Genomic DNA, 13744 nt, shown 5'->3' with positions numbered 1-13744 from the left:
CCGATACTGGCGATCTTCCATCCGCGCGGAAGATTGCGGACCACATCGGGTGGAAGAACCTAATTCCAGCGTCGATCTGTTCTACCGGCTGCGCGCGGATGGAGTTGATGGATGACGTTGGTCACAGAGCGCTCATTTTGATTCCAAGGGCGCGAAGCGGATTCGCCTCCTGTGGAAACTGAAGGACGCGCCATGACCACCCGCCCGCACTCGCCTTCTGATCTCACTCGCACATTGGGGATGTTCTACCTCGCCACCCCTCAGAACAGGGAGACAACCAAGATCGGCAACGCCTCGTACCATCGGCACAGCCCCGACTCGCATTGGGGAGGACGGGAAGCCGAACGTATCACACATCGAGTGGCAGGTTCAAAAGGACATGATCAAGCTCGGGGCCGGGCACTATCGTCCCCGGCGAATGGGAGTGGCGCAGAGGGCGGGCAAGATGGTGCCGGCAAATCGGCCGGCGCCGCAAAGGCCACGTCGTCGCCGGCTTCGACAACGTACCTGGCAGGCGCTGCGGCTCGTCTGGGTGCGCTGGCTCATCAGCTTTGACGGCACGCCTGCCCTGTTACCACAGGATCGCATCGCCATCGCCGCCATCGAGCGCCCGCTCTACAAGCTCAGGGTGTGTCGGCGAAGATCGAGACCGGCCAAAAGGTGTTCATCAAGCGAGGTCCGTTCGCTGGGATCCCGGCCGTCGTCAACTCGTGGAAGCCGGCAAAGGTGATCGCCATCGTAGAGCTGTTCGGCAAGCTACCGAGGTCGCGGTCGATGTTGATTCCGGTCGAGGCCGCATAGCTATCAACAGTGCATTTGTGCCACTAGCAAATTGTGGCGCAAATCAGCTATACGTTGTGACGGACGAGGCCGTTAGCAGCGTTTTCAGCACGCCGACGCAGCCTCCAGCCCGCATAGCCGAGCCCATGGCGAATTACGCCTGAGCCCATGAACATCGACCAAGTCCGTGCCACTCTCGGCACCACTGCTCATTCGCAGCCCTTGCCCTTACCATTTCCGCCGGCCTCAAGCTCGGCGGCTTCATCAGTGTTCGGGCAAGCGTCGTTGAGCTTGCTGCTGTCGCTATCGCTCGCGCACGTTCGATGACCGAAGCCGAAACCGACGGGCTAGACCAGCTCCTCTGTGACCTGCTGTCTTCCTCAAGGCTTATGACGTCCCCCTGTCCGGCGTCCTGCACATCCTCATGGATCGCGCCGTTGCGCTCTACCCGCACGTCGATCCGGCGCCTGTGATCCACTGGGAGGCCCCATGAAGACCGCCTTTGGCGCTTTCGAGCGCTTCCATCGCTGCCATGCTCGGCAGCCTCAATCCCTACCGGCCGTAGTGGGCGCGTATCGGCGTCGTGGTCCTGATCGTCGCCGCCGCTTTATGTCGTGGAGCTTCGGCGCCGAGGTCAGCATCAAGCACGCCGCATTCTCCCGCCTGCCTCACCTTCGTTGCCGCCTTCGGCCCGGAAGCCGCTTATAAGGCTGGCAGGAAGGCAAGTATGGCTCCGGCATCGCCATCGCCCTGATCTGCGCCCCGCTGCTCGCGATCGAGTTCTACAGTCACGCCGGCTACACCGCCGGCCTTCGTGGATCCAACATCGAGACGACAGGCGTGGCCAACGTCCGCTATGACCAGCGTCAAGACGGGTCAAGGAAGGCAAGGCCAGCCTGATCCTGTGGGAGAAGCGCCTCGCTGAACTCGAGGCCGCTAACGCCTGGTCCGCAACCGTCACCGCCGACGCTCTCCGTGCCCAGCTAGCCAGCGCCAACCTTGCCATTGAGCAAGAGGCCGCTCGGGGTGGCTGCAAGGCCAAATGCCTCGCCCGCACCAAGGAGCGCGACGAGCTTGCTGCCCGCATCGCCATTGCCGAGGAAAAGTCGGAACTGACCAAAAAGATCGAGGCCACGAAGAAGGTGCTCGCCTCGGCTCGTGAGAAGGCCATCGCCACCGAGCACAAGTCCAGCGCCGTGGTACACCAGAACCAGTTCTTGGCCAAGGCCGTCGCCCTCGTCGGCTTCGGCTCGCTGGAGCCCAGCAAGACGATCGAGGCCAGCACTGAGCAGTCCGCCAACATCGCCATGGCCATCGCCGGCACTGGATTGCCCGCCCTGTGCTTCTTCATCGCCGGCATGTATCGCCGCGAGGAGCAGGGCCCCGACGTTCTCCCTGAGGCCAACTCGGCGCGCGGGACAGTAACCCCGACGCCGCTTTCTCAAGGACCGCCCACCCGTGAGCACATCACTCCCGCTCCCTCTCGCCTCATGATCGCCGCTGAATCCGTCGCCAATAGGCTCAACCGTAGGGTGGCAGCCTAACCACCAATGGCCTACTCCCCAGAACAGAGGAAAGACATTCAAGGGCGGGTATTGCGTGGGATCGCTGCGGGTCTCTCCGTCGGGAAATGTTGCCGCCAGGAAGGGATGCCAAACAAAGACACGATATTTGAATGGCTTATGGATGACGAGACGTTTTCCGACCAGTACGCGCGTGCGCGTGAACGCAGGGCGGACGCCAGGGTCGAGCGCATCGACGACATTGCCGAGGAAGTGAAAGCAGGAACGCTCGGCGCTAACGAGGCCCGCGTCATCATCGACGCTGAGAAGTGGCAGGCCGGCAAAGAGAACTCGAAACGCTATGGAGACAAGCTCGACCTCACTGGAGACTTCAACGTCAAGCTTCCCGATGAGCAGGTTGAATCTCGACTCGCTCACCTCCTACGAAAAGCGGGAGCTATTGGCGCTCTTGGAGGAACGGGAACGCCGGAAGGCCCGGCGCAAGTTCTCGAGCATGTACCCGGAGACGGGAGCGCTAAGGCGTGAACTGTATCAGAAGCACATGCAGTTTTTCGCGGGCGGCGCGGAACATCTCGAGCGCTGCATGATGGCGGCAAACCGCGTCGGCAAGACCTGGGGCGTTGGTGCCTACGAGACGACGGCTCACCTGACGGGGAAATATCCTGATTGGTGGCGCGGCCGGCGGTTCGATCGACCCATTGACGCCTGGGTGGCCGGCGACACGAGCGAGACGACACGCGATGTCATTCAAGTCGCGCTGACTGGCATTGGCGGCGAAGGTGGTGACGGTGAACTCGGCACAGGCATGGTGCCAGGCGAGTTGATCGTCGGCAAGCCGAGCACCAAGCGGGGTATATCCGGGGCGTTCGACACGCTGCGGGTGCGCCACGTCACGGGCGGGATCAGCAAGGTCGGCTTCAAGTCCTACGATCAGGGCCGCGCGAAGTTCCAGGGCACCAAGAAAGACCTCGGCTGGTTGGACGAAGAACCGCCGATCGACGTTTACGAGGAAGTCCTGCTTCGCCTGACGGCCACGGTGCCCGGCGAAGAGAACGGCTTGATGCTCTGCACGTTCACGCCGCTGAACGGGTTGTCCAAGGTGGCGTTGAAGTTCCTGCCGGAGATGGCGCCGCAGTAGAAAATTATTCCTCGTTGCCGCGCCAGGGTGGAATTGAACTTGCTCAGCGCGGCTTGGAAGTCTGGAAAGGATTTGCGCTGACCCGCCTTTGTGTCCAGGCCACCTGGGATGATGTTCCCCATCTCACGGAAGCCACCAAGGCCCAAATGCTCGATGCCATGCAGCCTCACATGCGCGAGGCGCGGACCAAGGGCATCCCGGTCTTGGGTGCCGGCGTCATCTACCCGGTGCCAGAGTCTGTGTTTCTGTGCGAGCCGTTCGAGTTGCCGGAGTTCTGGCCCCGAGCCTACGGACTCGACGTTGGATGGAACCGAACGGCGGCGATCTGGGGTGCTTGGGACCGCAATAGCGACACGGTGTACCTCTACGCAGAGCACTACATGGGCCAGGCTGCGCCGGCTGTGCACGCATCGGCGATCACGGCCCAAGGCGATTGGATTTACGGCGCGATCGACCCGGCGAGCGCCGGTAGCGGCCAGATCGACGGTCGCAAGCTGCGTGAAGAGTACAGTAAGCTCAAGCTCAACCTCGTTGACGCCGACAACGCAGTCGAAGCCGGCATTCACGCGGTCTACCAGCGTCTGGTCTCGGGACGCCTCAAGGTGTTTCGGACGTTGCGCAACTGGCTCGGCGAAGTCCGCATCTACCGCCGCAACGAAGACGGCAAGATCGTCAAGGAAAACGACCATCTCATGGACGCCACGCGCTACCTGATCATGACCGGGATGCGCATGGCCAAGACCGCGCCCTATCTCGACGAGGATGATCGAGAGTATCGCCGGGCGACCCGCAACAGGAGCACAGGCTATTGATTGACCCGACCGAGGCGGCACTCGACCTCGATCCCATGATGGATGACGGCGGCATGCAGCCCGACCCGATGGCGTTCAACAACGTCGTCCCGATGATGCCTCCGCACATCATGCAGCTTCAGGCGCATCTTCAGGCCCTTCGCCAGATCGCGAGCATGGGCAATGCGGCCGAGGCCTTCAAGCCCGAGGACATCAGCAATCTCGGCCCGCAGGTCGTGCGCGAGTACGAGATCGACAAGGAGTCCCGGTCGGATTGGGAAGACAGCGCCCGCCGCGCAATGGACATGGCCCGCCAGAAGCGCGAGTCAAAGTCCGAACCATGGGATGGCGCGTCCAACGTCAAATTCCCGATGCTGACGACGGCATCGTTGCAGTTCGCAGCCCGCGCCTATCCCGCGATCGTCGATGGCCCGCGCATCGTCAAGTGCCAGGTGATGGGGTACGATCCGAACGGGCTCAAGGCGGCGGCGGCTGATCGCGTGTCGCAGCACATGAGCTACCAGTTCCTCTATGAAATGGAGGATTGGGAGAGCGACCTCGACACGGCGCTGCATCAGCTTCCCATCATCGGGTGCGTCTTCAAGAAGGTTTATCCCGATGGCACGAAGCCGGCCGGCGCCTGCTCCGACCTCGTGAGTGCCTTCGATCTGGTCGTCAACCAGAAGACCAAGAGCCTCGACACCACGCCACGCATTACGCACGTCTTCACGCTTTACCCGCATGAGATCGCCGAACGCCAGCGTGATGGCCGATACCTCGAGGCAGCAAAGATCGAGGGTAGCGGAGACGATTCGGGCGACGATGACGCGCCGCACACATTCCTGGAGCAATATCGGTATTGGGACAGCGACGGCGACGGCCTAGCCGAGCCGTGGATTGTCACCGTTCACGAGAAGACGCAGGCCGTGGTTCGGATGACGGCCGGGTTCCGGCCCGAGGAGATCAAGGTTGATGAGATTCGCGGTCGCATCGTCTCGATCCCGCGCAAGAAATACTGGGTCAAGATACCCTTCATTCCCGACCCGGAAGGCGGCTTCTATGACATCGGGTTCGGCAAGCTGCTCGAGCCCCTGGCCGATGTGATCGACACGACGATCAACCAGATGATGGACGCCGGCACGCTACAGAACGCGGGCGGCGGCTTCATCGCGTCGGGCGTGGATCTCGGGCGCGGCAAGTCGAAGATCGGTTTCAAGCCCGGCGAATATCGCACCGTCCAGACGGCGGCACAGGACTTGCGCGCCGGCATCTACAGCATGGAGCACCCCGGCCCGAGCAAGACGCTGTTTGAGCTTCTGTCGCTGATGATCGACGCCGGCAAGGACATCGCCGCAATTCCAGACATCCTCGTCGGTGACATGCCGCGCAATCAGACGGCGACGGCGACCATGGCCATGATCGAGCAGGGCCTCAAGGTCTTCACGGCGATCTACAAGCGCATCTTCCGGGCGCTGCGCCAGGAATACAAGCTCGTCTTCGAGATCAACAAGGCCACGCTCAACGTGCCGAAGTACGTCGCCCTGCTCGACACGCCGGTTCAGGTCTCGTCGCAAGACTACATGGGCGAGTTGGACGTGATGCCGACCGCCGACCCGGCCACACTGACCGACATGCAGCGCATGGCCAAGGCGCAGTTGATCATGGAGGAGTTCAAGGCCGGCAACCCGCACATCAACGGGTTCGCCGCGACCAAGCGTGCTCTCGAGGCGGCGCGCGTCGATCAGATCGAGGAAATCCTCGTGCCGCCTGCGCCAAATCCGCAACAGGCCATTGCCGAGGAAGACGCCAAGGCGGGTATTGATCTCAAGAAAGCGCAGACGGTCAAGACCGTGGTCGAGGCCGAGGCTACGCGGGCGCAGATCATGCAGCCGATCACGGCGCCGATGCCGGTGGTGATGCCGCAGTTCGGCGGACCGGGCGGAATGATGCCGGGTGGTCCGAGCCCTATGCCCCCTATGCCCCCAATGGGTCCGATGGATATGGGTGGAGGCGCCCCGCCGATGATGCCGGAAGGCCCGATGCCGATGGCCGGCGGTCCAATGCCCGATGGTGGCGCAATGCCTCCGCCCGAGGTCATGGAGCAAATCATGGCCGAGATGGCGGCATCAGGTGATGCCATGCCCGGCGACGGGATGCCGTTGCAGCCGTGAAGATCGATCGAGACGCCTTCGAGGAATGGATGGCGAATCCCATGACTGAGGCCATGATGCGGGCCTGCGAAGTGTGGGAGATGGAAGCCAAGACGCTTTGGGTAAATGCCTCATGGGGCGCCGGCCAGACAGATGCCGTCGTTCTCGCGAGGTTGCGTGAGAGAGCCAGGACGCTCGAGCAAATCAGGGGCGTGACAGCAATCAAGATCGAGGAAGCATTGGAATGAGCAAGACAGCTACACTCCGAAAGGTGGAGGAGAACCCGTCAGGGATCGAGCCCATCGAATACAAGGTTCTCGTCCGTCCGAAGCAGGAGGACGGCTATGTGCAGCTCAAGAGCGGGTTCAAGCTCTTGAAGCCCGACGAGACCAAGGAACGCGACCAGCACGCTACCATGGAAGGCATGATCGTCCGCATGTCGCCGCTGGCGTTCGGCTATGAGCAATGGCCGGCAGGCTCGCGCAAGCCAGAGGTTGGCGATGCCGTGGTGCTCGCCCGCTATTCCGGCCTCAACATCACCGGCAAGGACGGCGTGGAATACCGCCTGATGAACGACAAGGATGTCGTGGCGGTGCGCACATGAGCACCGAACAGGAAGGCCAAGGCCAGGGCGTCACCGTCCCGGGCGAATCCGCACCGCCGGCCAACACGGGCGGCACGTTCGAGCGTCAGGGAACTGATGGCCAGCACGGCGACGATACGGAATCCCGTGCCCGTGCCATGGGCTGGGTTCCGAAAGATCAGTTTCGAGGCCCGGCCGAGAACTGGCGCGATGCCGGCGAGTTTGTGAGGCGCGGCGAAGAGGAGCTTCCGATCCTTCGCGAGCGTCTTCGCAGTACGACGCGCGAAATCGAGCGCATGAACTCGGATTTCCAGCAGCGCATCGACATGCTGACGCGGGCGAGCGGCGTGGCTCTCCAGCGCCAGCGGGAGCAGATCGAATCGGCCTATGACGCCGCGATGCGCGAAGCAACGGCGAATGCCGACGTTGCGCGGTTCGACCAGCTCTCGCGCGACAAGCGGCAGGCAATCGACCTCCACGATCGCAACATCCGCGAGGTTGTGGTTGGCGATCCCCGCCAGCAACAGCAGCCGCAACGGCAGAACGGCCAGCCGCCTGTCGAGGTCACGGACTGGATGGCGCGCAACCCGTGGTTTCAGAGTGACGACGAGCTGTCCGCAGCAGCGGCCGGCTATTCCCGCAAGCTCGAGAAGGAGCGCCCGCATCTGTCGCTGGCCGAGAACCTGGCCGCGACCGAACGCTACATCAAGCAGGAACGCTACGCCGATCGCTTCGGCGGTGCGCCGCGTGGTGCCCAGGTCGAAGGCGGTAGCCGCGTGTCGTCGAGCAACGGCCGGAGGGCTGGCTCGTCCAATCTGCCGCCGGAAGCGCGCAAGGAAGGCATGCGCTTCGTGCAGCAGGGCCTTTTCAAAAATCTCGATGACTACGCCAAGGAATACTATGCCCAGGAGGGCGTCTAACCCATGAACCAGATCGTCAACGAACGTCCCCAATCCGCTCGGCAGCAGGTAGAGAGGCAACAGCGCCGACGCCGCGAGGACTTGGGGCCGGGCCGGCGCCGCAATCTCAGTGTCTCGTTCGAGAAAGACCCGAATTACACGTATCGGTGGGTCAACGACGAGCCCGGCCGCGTGCATGCGTTGACGGTCACGGACGATTGGGAAGTCGTGACGGGTGACGGCAACCGTGAGGCCAAGGACAAAGCCCTTGGGTCGGGGGTCGAGCGTATCGTGGACCGGCGTGGCCGGAAGGCAGTCCTTCTGAGGAAGCTGAAGCACTACTACGTCGAGGACAAGGCCAAGGAACAGGCCGAGATCGACGAAACCGAGAAATCGATCAAGCGCGGTGAGGCCAGATCGCCCGAAGGGCTTTCGGGTCCGGCCGCATACGTCCCCGCTGGTGGCATCTCCATCAGCAACGGCGGACGCTCGTAACTCCTCACAAGGACAACGCACATGGCGAACACTGACACGCCGTTCGGGCTCAAGCCCGTTCGGTACATGAGCGGCGCTCCCTACACGGGTGCCGTCAATGCCTACTCGACTGCTGCCGGCGACGGCACGGCGATCTTCATCGGAGATCCCGTCATCATCTCCGGCACGGCCCAGACGATCGATGGCGTGATCTATCAGGACGTGGATCAAGCCGCGACCGGCGACGTGATCGTCGGCGTGGTCGTCGGTGTCGATCCGACGCTCGGCTCCGGCGTGGGCGGTCGTGACGCGACCGTGCATCGCGCGGCTTCGACGCAGCGCATCCTCTACGTCGCGGACGACCCGAACCTCCTGTTCGAGATTCAGGAGGTCTCCGGCGGCACTGCGCTGACGGCCAACGACATTGGCCTGAATGCCAACTTCGTCGTTGCGGCCGGCAATGCAACGACGGGCAAGAGCGGCGTCGAACTCAACAACGCCACCGAGGCCACGACCAACACGCTCGATCTCCAGATCGTCGGGTTCCAGAACCGCATCGACAACGAGATCGGCGAGCACGCCAAGTGGCTCGTTCGCATCAACCGTCATCAGCGCGCCAATCAGGTCGCGGGCATCTAACAGGAGCATCGTGACATGGCAGGCGTTATCACCACCGGCAATCATCCCAAAGCGCTGTGGCCGGGCATGCGCGCCTTCTGGGGCCGGCAGTATTCCGAGCACCCGCAAGAGTGGTCGCAGATCTTCGACGCTGAGAGCAGCGAGAAGGCTTACGAGGAAGATGCCGAGGTCACGGGCTTCGGCCTGGCCCCGGTCAAGACTCAAGGCGGTTCGGTGTCCTACGACAGCGAGACGCAGGGTCCGACCAAGCGCTACACACATGTGACATACGCGCTCGGCTACATCGTGACCCGCGACGAGCAGGATGATAACCTCTACGAGGTCGTCTCCAAGCGCCACATCAAGGCTCTGGCGTTCTCGATCCGTCAGACAGAGGAGATCGTCGCGGCCAACGTGCTGAACCGCGCGTTCAACTCATCCTACACGGGCGGCGATGCAAAGGAACTGTGCGCCACGGACCATCCCACGGTCGATGGCACGCAGTCGAACGAACTGGCGACGGCGGCGGACCTGAGTGAAGCCAGTCTCGAAGATCTGATCATCCAGATCATGGAGGCCAAGAACTCGCGCGGGCTTCGCATCAGCCTCATGCCGAAGAAGCTGATCGTGCCGCCGGCCCTGGCCTTCGACGCCGAGCGCATCATCAATTCGACGTTGCAGTCGGGCACCGCCAACAACGACACCAACGCCGTCAAGTCGATGGGTCTCATCAAGGGCGGTGCGGTGATCAACCACTACCTGACCGACTCTGACGCCTGGTTCCTGCAAACCAACGCGCCGAACGGCCTGATGCGGTTCAACCGTCGCGCCACCGAGTTCCGCCAGGACAACGACTTCGACACGGAGAACGCCAAGGCCAAGGCTTCGGTGCGCTTCAGCGTCGGCTGGACGGACTTCCGTGGCGTCTACGGCACGCCCGGCGCCTGATCCTCAACCCCTGAGAGCGGCCCTTCGGGGCCGTTCCTCGGAACGCTCTCAGAAAGGATTGACCAATGCCCGCACCCGTTCGCTATCCCTCCGGCGTCACCAACCGTCCCGCCGACCACGTTCTCGCGTCCCTGCCAGTCCCCGATCCGACCAAGCACATCATCTTCCATGACGACTTCACGTCGGCGACGATTTCGGCTGCCGGCGTCACCGGTTGGCATGCCGATGCGACCGGAACGGCTGTCGCTCTGGCCGTGACCGATGCCAACGGCGGCGTTGCCACGACAGAGACCGGTTCGAGCGCCAACGACTCGAGCAACTACCAGTGGGCCACCAACACGACGGTCCATGAACCGTTCAAGCTCCAGGCCGGCAAAAAGGCCTGGATGCGCGTCCGCATGAAGGTCGAGGACGCCGACAAGGACGCCTTCCACGTCGGCATGCACATTGCCGCCGATGACGCGACGGCGACCGAACCGTCCGATCAGTTCATGTTCCGGGGCGCGCTCGCAACGCCTGACACGCTGCAGTTCGTCGCCGGCAAGACGGCCTCGACCGAGGTCTCGATCGCTCTCGGCACGATGGCCGACGACACCTGGGTCATCCTGACGGCCTATTACGACGGCGCCAACAAGGTCTACGCCTGGCGCGAGTCGGCTGACGGCACGATCACGGCGTCCGGCTCGGCTTCGGTCACGTCCTCCACGTCTGGCGACCTGCTCCCGGACACGGAGATGACGGTCGGGTTCGGCATTGAGTGCACGGATACCGGCGCCGACATCCTGTCGCTGGATTACATCACGATCATCATTGAGAGGTAACAATGGCGGACGCTGTTGCCTCCCAGACCATCGTCGATGGTCGCAAAAATGTGGTGATGAAGTTCACCAACGTTTCTGACGGGACGGGCGAGTCTGCCGTGCTCAAGGTAGACGTATCTGCTCTCTCCGGTGCGCCGTCCAGCGTTCGCATCATGCGGTGTCACTACGTCACCACCGGCATGAGCGTCCGTGTGTTGTGGGACGCTACGACCGATGTTCTGGCCTTCCAGACGCCAACAGACGGTGAGGGCACGCTCGACTTCACCGCGTTCGGTGGCCTGCCCAACAACGCCGGGGCTGGCGTGACCGGCGACATCATGTTCACGACGGTGGGCCACACCGCTGCGGATGCCTACACGATCATCCTCGAGATGGAGAAATCGTGAGCTACGTCTCGGGTGACTACTACGTGATTTGCGACGAATGCGGCGGCAAGTTCCGCTCGTCGCAGACGCGCATGCGGTGGGATAAGGCCCGCGTCTGCCGAAAGGATTGGGAGACGCGGCACCCCCAGGACTTCGTGCGCGGGCGTGCCGATAAGCAGGCGGTGCCCAACCCCAGGTCGGAGCCGAGCGACGTGTTTCTCGATGACAACGACGTTACGGCGAGCGATCTCTGATGGCAACGTCCGGTTCCATCGACTACAGCCTGACGGCATCCCAGGTCATCACCCACGCTCTGCGCCTGATCGGCGTAGCAGCGGTGTTTGAAGACCCGAGCGGCGAAGATGCGGCGATCGCCAAGACGCAACTCAATCTGATGCTGAAGGGCTGGCAGAACGCCGGCCCGCACATCTTTCGACAGACGGAAGGCTCGGCAACGCTGGTGGCGGGCACGGCCTCCTATGCGCTGTCACCGCGCCCTTATCGCGTGATCGATGCCAGATACAGGGACGCCAACGGTCGCGACTTGCCGATGCTCGAGTTGACGCGGCAGGAATACTACGACTTGCCGCTCAAGACATCGACGGGCGTGCCGACCACGTACTACTTCGACCCACAACGCGCAGCCGGGACGCTCTACGTCTGGCCGGTGCCGGCATCGGTGACGACGGAAACCATCCGATACACCTACCAGCGCGTGATCGAGGACATCGACAGCTTGTCGAATGACATCGACGTGCCGAGCGAGCATCTGGACTTGGTGACATATGCGCTCGCGGATCGGTTGTCTGACCTTTACGGCAAGGACGTGCCGCGCATCACGCAGCGGGCTGGGCTTCTGACGGCACAGGCCCGCGACATGGACCGCGAGCCCATCATCCGCATGGTGCCGGGCCGCTGATGAACATCCGCCCCCTGGCTCTCGGCACCCAATCGGTCAAAGGCTACGATCCTCTCGAGGGTGTTGCACGCCTCATCAATGCCCGCATCGAAATCACGGGCGAGGAGGCGAAGCGCAACTTCGTGGCACGGGCAACGCCGGGGCTTGCCTCGGTCGGGTCGTTCTCAGGAACCGGCGGCGTGCGCGGGATGCTCGAGGTCGATGGGATCGGCATCGGTGTGATCGGGCGCACCATCCAGCAATTCAACGCGGGCGGTTCGGCCACGGTGTTGGGTGGCATTCCCTCGGATGGCTGGGTGGGCATGGCCCGCAATGCCCGTCAAACCGGCACGCAAACGCTGATCGTGTGTGACGGAATCGGCAAGTATGTCCAGGGCGGCAGCACCATCGACGTGACGGACACTGACTTTGGAACGCCGCTCGACGTGGCTTGCGTCGGCAACCACTTCGTCACCATCGACGCCTCTGGCTATCTCCGGGCATCGGAGATCAACGACGCTACCGATTGGGACAACCTCGCGATCGCGGGCGCACAAGCCAACCCCGACGGCGGCATGCGGGTGCTCGCGCGCGGTAAGTCGGTCCTGGCCTTCGGGCCGAGGTCATTCGAGGAGTGGGCCTATTCGGGCGCGGATAGCGGCCTGCCGTTCCAGTTCCAGACGGCCACGGACATCGGCTGTTATGCGGCCGGCTCGGTCATCGCCGCGCCGATCGTCACGAAGGACTTGGTGACGAGCTCCATCGCATGGGCCGCGACGGATCAATACGGCTCGTTCGCTGGCGTGGTCCTGCTCGACGGCACATCGCCGCGCAAGATTTCCTCGCATTCGGTGGACCGGGATTTTCGCAGGTGCGCCGATCCTTCGACCATTCGTGCATGTGCCTACACGATGGACGGGCATGCCTATATCGCCTGGACTATCCCAAATGTGACGACGTGGGTCTACAACACGGCGACCAACCTTTGGCATGAGCAACTGAGCTACGGCTATGACCATTGGCGCGTTGGCTCGATCTGCGTCATTGGCAACACGGTGCTCGCTGGCGATCGGGCCTCTCCGACGCTCTACCGCATCGACGGCGACGTGCATGCCGAGGGCTCTGACCCGCATGTGGTGACGCTGCAAACGCCGACGCTGCATGCGTTTCCTGAGCCGATCACCATGCATCAGGTCTATCTGGGCTGCGCGACGGGCGTCGGGCTCAACACGACGACGCCGGCCGATCTCGATCCCACGGTGTCGATGAGCATCAGCCGGGACGGCGAGACGTTCGGGAATGAGATCAGCCGGCCGCTTGGCCGCCAGGGTCAGACGCGGACGCGGTTGTCGTGGGCAGGGCTTGGCCAGGCCGATCATCGCGGCGCGGTGTTCAAGTTCTCGGCTTCGGCGGCAGTGGTGCGGAGCTTCATGGGCGCATCCATCGCAGCGACGAAGGGGAGAACTTGACGATCATCCGCCCGCGTCCCGAGGATCGCATCAGCCGCAACAACCAGACGTTCACAGAAACGTGGCTGCGCGCGTTCCATGGCGTGATTGACGCGGTGTCCGGCGCGGCACCGCCGAAAGTGCCCACGGTCTACATCAACCCGACCGGGTCCCAACGGGGCCTGCCGTCGTCGGATGAAGACGGCCAGCTCGTGCTGGTGATGGATGAGGCCGGCGGCGCTGTTCTGGCGTTTTCGGTCGGCGGTCAATGGCGGCGCGTGACCGATCGCGCCGTGATCTCGTGAGGG

At 63.1% G+C, this 13744-nt stretch carries 18 protein-coding genes; all 18 read left to right on the top strand.

From position 1 onward, the window contains the following. Positions 1-630 precede the first annotated feature (630 nt). The gene (locus IPK59_23450; GenBank protein ID MBK8161573.1) at positions 631-801 is read left to right on the top strand and encodes a hypothetical protein; all 171 of its coding nucleotides are present in this window, start codon (positions 631-633) and stop codon (positions 799-801) included. Between the two features lie 1121 nt (positions 802-1922). Next, a complete protein-coding gene (locus IPK59_23445; protein MBK8161572.1) occupies positions 1923-2324 on the top strand; it encodes a hypothetical protein in 402 nt (133 codons plus the stop codon). Between the two features lie 138 nt (positions 2325-2462). Continuing rightward, the gene (locus IPK59_23440; protein MBK8161571.1) at positions 2463-2828 is read left to right on the top strand and encodes a hypothetical protein; all 366 of its coding nucleotides are present in this window, start codon (positions 2463-2465) and stop codon (positions 2826-2828) included. Continuing rightward, entirely contained in the window at positions 2797-3441 is a 645-nt protein-coding gene (locus IPK59_23435; protein ID MBK8161570.1) for a hypothetical protein, read from the top strand. The genes IPK59_23440 and IPK59_23435 overlap by 32 nt, the downstream gene beginning before the upstream one ends. A gap of 146 nt (positions 3442-3587) precedes the next feature. Further along, positions 3588-4253: a hypothetical protein gene (locus IPK59_23430; GenBank protein ID MBK8161569.1), complete on the top strand. Its 666-nt coding sequence runs from the start codon at positions 3588-3590 to the stop codon at positions 4251-4253. A gap of 38 nt (positions 4254-4291) precedes the next feature. After that, the gene (locus IPK59_23425) at positions 4292-6403 is read left to right on the top strand and encodes a hypothetical protein (protein MBK8161568.1); all 2112 of its coding nucleotides are present in this window, start codon (positions 4292-4294) and stop codon (positions 6401-6403) included. After that, positions 6400-6630 carry a hypothetical protein gene (locus IPK59_23420; GenBank protein ID MBK8161567.1) on the top strand — a complete coding sequence of 77 codons (231 nt, stop codon included), beginning with the start codon at positions 6400-6402 and terminating at the stop codon, positions 6628-6630. Before IPK59_23425 ends, IPK59_23420 begins: the two co-directional genes overlap by 4 nt. After that, positions 6627-6986, top strand: coding sequence for a hypothetical protein (locus IPK59_23415; GenBank protein ID MBK8161566.1), 360 nt, complete (start codon positions 6627-6629; stop codon positions 6984-6986). Before IPK59_23420 ends, IPK59_23415 begins: the two co-directional genes overlap by 4 nt. Then, positions 6983-7885, top strand: coding sequence for a hypothetical protein (locus IPK59_23410; GenBank protein MBK8161565.1), 903 nt, complete (start codon positions 6983-6985; stop codon positions 7883-7885). The genes IPK59_23415 and IPK59_23410 overlap by 4 nt, the downstream gene beginning before the upstream one ends. Positions 7886-7888: 3 nt before the next feature. Then, entirely contained in the window at positions 7889-8359 is a 471-nt protein-coding gene (locus tag IPK59_23405; protein MBK8161564.1) for a hypothetical protein, read from the top strand. 21 nt (positions 8360-8380) lie between these two features. After that, entirely contained in the window at positions 8381-8977 is a 597-nt protein-coding gene (locus tag IPK59_23400) for a hypothetical protein (GenBank protein ID MBK8161563.1), read from the top strand. A gap of 15 nt (positions 8978-8992) precedes the next feature. Beyond that, a complete protein-coding gene (locus IPK59_23395; GenBank protein MBK8161562.1) occupies positions 8993-9904 on the top strand; it encodes a Mu-like prophage major head subunit gpT family protein in 912 nt (303 codons plus the stop codon). Positions 9905-9969: 65 nt separating this feature from the next. Further along, positions 9970-10725: a hypothetical protein gene (locus tag IPK59_23390; protein MBK8161561.1), complete on the top strand. Its 756-nt coding sequence runs from the start codon at positions 9970-9972 to the stop codon at positions 10723-10725. A 2-nt stretch (positions 10726-10727) separates the two neighbouring features. Then, a complete protein-coding gene (locus IPK59_23385; protein ID MBK8161560.1) occupies positions 10728-11111 on the top strand; it encodes a hypothetical protein in 384 nt (127 codons plus the stop codon). Next, on the top strand, positions 11108-11344 hold the full coding sequence (locus tag IPK59_23380) for a hypothetical protein (protein ID MBK8161559.1): 237 nt from the start codon (positions 11108-11110) through the stop codon (positions 11342-11344). The genes IPK59_23385 and IPK59_23380 overlap by 4 nt, the downstream gene beginning before the upstream one ends. Then, positions 11344-12009, top strand: coding sequence for a hypothetical protein (locus IPK59_23375; protein MBK8161558.1), 666 nt, complete (start codon positions 11344-11346; stop codon positions 12007-12009). The genes IPK59_23380 and IPK59_23375 overlap by 1 nt, the downstream gene beginning before the upstream one ends. Continuing rightward, the gene (locus tag IPK59_23370; protein ID MBK8161557.1) at positions 12009-13457 is read left to right on the top strand and encodes a hypothetical protein; all 1449 of its coding nucleotides are present in this window, start codon (positions 12009-12011) and stop codon (positions 13455-13457) included. The genes IPK59_23375 and IPK59_23370 overlap by 1 nt, the downstream gene beginning before the upstream one ends. Then, complete coding sequence (locus tag IPK59_23365) at positions 13454-13741, top strand: hypothetical protein (GenBank protein MBK8161556.1); 288 nt, start codon at positions 13454-13456, stop codon at positions 13739-13741. The genes IPK59_23370 and IPK59_23365 overlap by 4 nt, the downstream gene beginning before the upstream one ends. Positions 13742-13744: the final 3 nt, after the last annotated feature.

The organism is Rhodospirillaceae bacterium (assembly GCA_016712715.1).
GTDB lineage: Bacteria > Pseudomonadota > Alphaproteobacteria > Dongiales > Dongiaceae > Dongia.
The sequence above is the reverse complement of the archived record's forward strand: the minus strand, read 5'-3'. Positions and strand labels throughout refer to the sequence as shown.

What these genes read in the sequence shown, in the direction of transcription:
- IPK59_23440 (MBK8161571.1), top strand. Translation starts at nt 2,463, where the DNA reads ATGGATGACGAGACGTTTTCCGACCAGTACGCGCGTGCGCGTGAACGC.
- IPK59_23435 (MBK8161570.1), top strand. Translation starts at nt 2,797, where the DNA reads ATGTACCCGGAGACGGGAGCGCTAAGGCGTGAACTGTATCAGAAGCAC.
- IPK59_23430 (MBK8161569.1), top strand. Translation starts at nt 3,588, where the DNA reads ATGCTCGATGCCATGCAGCCTCACATGCGCGAGGCGCGGACCAAGGGC.
- IPK59_23425 (MBK8161568.1), top strand. Translation starts at nt 4,292, where the DNA reads ATGGATGACGGCGGCATGCAGCCCGACCCGATGGCGTTCAACAACGTC.
- IPK59_23415 (MBK8161566.1), top strand. Translation starts at nt 6,627, where the DNA reads ATGAGCAAGACAGCTACACTCCGAAAGGTGGAGGAGAACCCGTCAGGG.
- IPK59_23410 (MBK8161565.1), top strand. Translation starts at nt 6,983, where the DNA reads ATGAGCACCGAACAGGAAGGCCAAGGCCAGGGCGTCACCGTCCCGGGC.
- IPK59_23405 (MBK8161564.1), top strand. Translation starts at nt 7,889, where the DNA reads ATGAACCAGATCGTCAACGAACGTCCCCAATCCGCTCGGCAGCAGGTA.
- IPK59_23400 (MBK8161563.1), top strand. Translation starts at nt 8,381, where the DNA reads ATGGCGAACACTGACACGCCGTTCGGGCTCAAGCCCGTTCGGTACATG.
- IPK59_23395 (MBK8161562.1), top strand. Translation starts at nt 8,993, where the DNA reads ATGGCAGGCGTTATCACCACCGGCAATCATCCCAAAGCGCTGTGGCCG.
- IPK59_23390 (MBK8161561.1), top strand. Translation starts at nt 9,970, where the DNA reads ATGCCCGCACCCGTTCGCTATCCCTCCGGCGTCACCAACCGTCCCGCC.
- IPK59_23385 (MBK8161560.1), top strand. Translation starts at nt 10,728, where the DNA reads ATGGCGGACGCTGTTGCCTCCCAGACCATCGTCGATGGTCGCAAAAAT.
- IPK59_23375 (MBK8161558.1), top strand. Translation starts at nt 11,344, where the DNA reads ATGGCAACGTCCGGTTCCATCGACTACAGCCTGACGGCATCCCAGGTC.
- IPK59_23370 (MBK8161557.1), top strand. Translation starts at nt 12,009, where the DNA reads ATGAACATCCGCCCCCTGGCTCTCGGCACCCAATCGGTCAAAGGCTAC.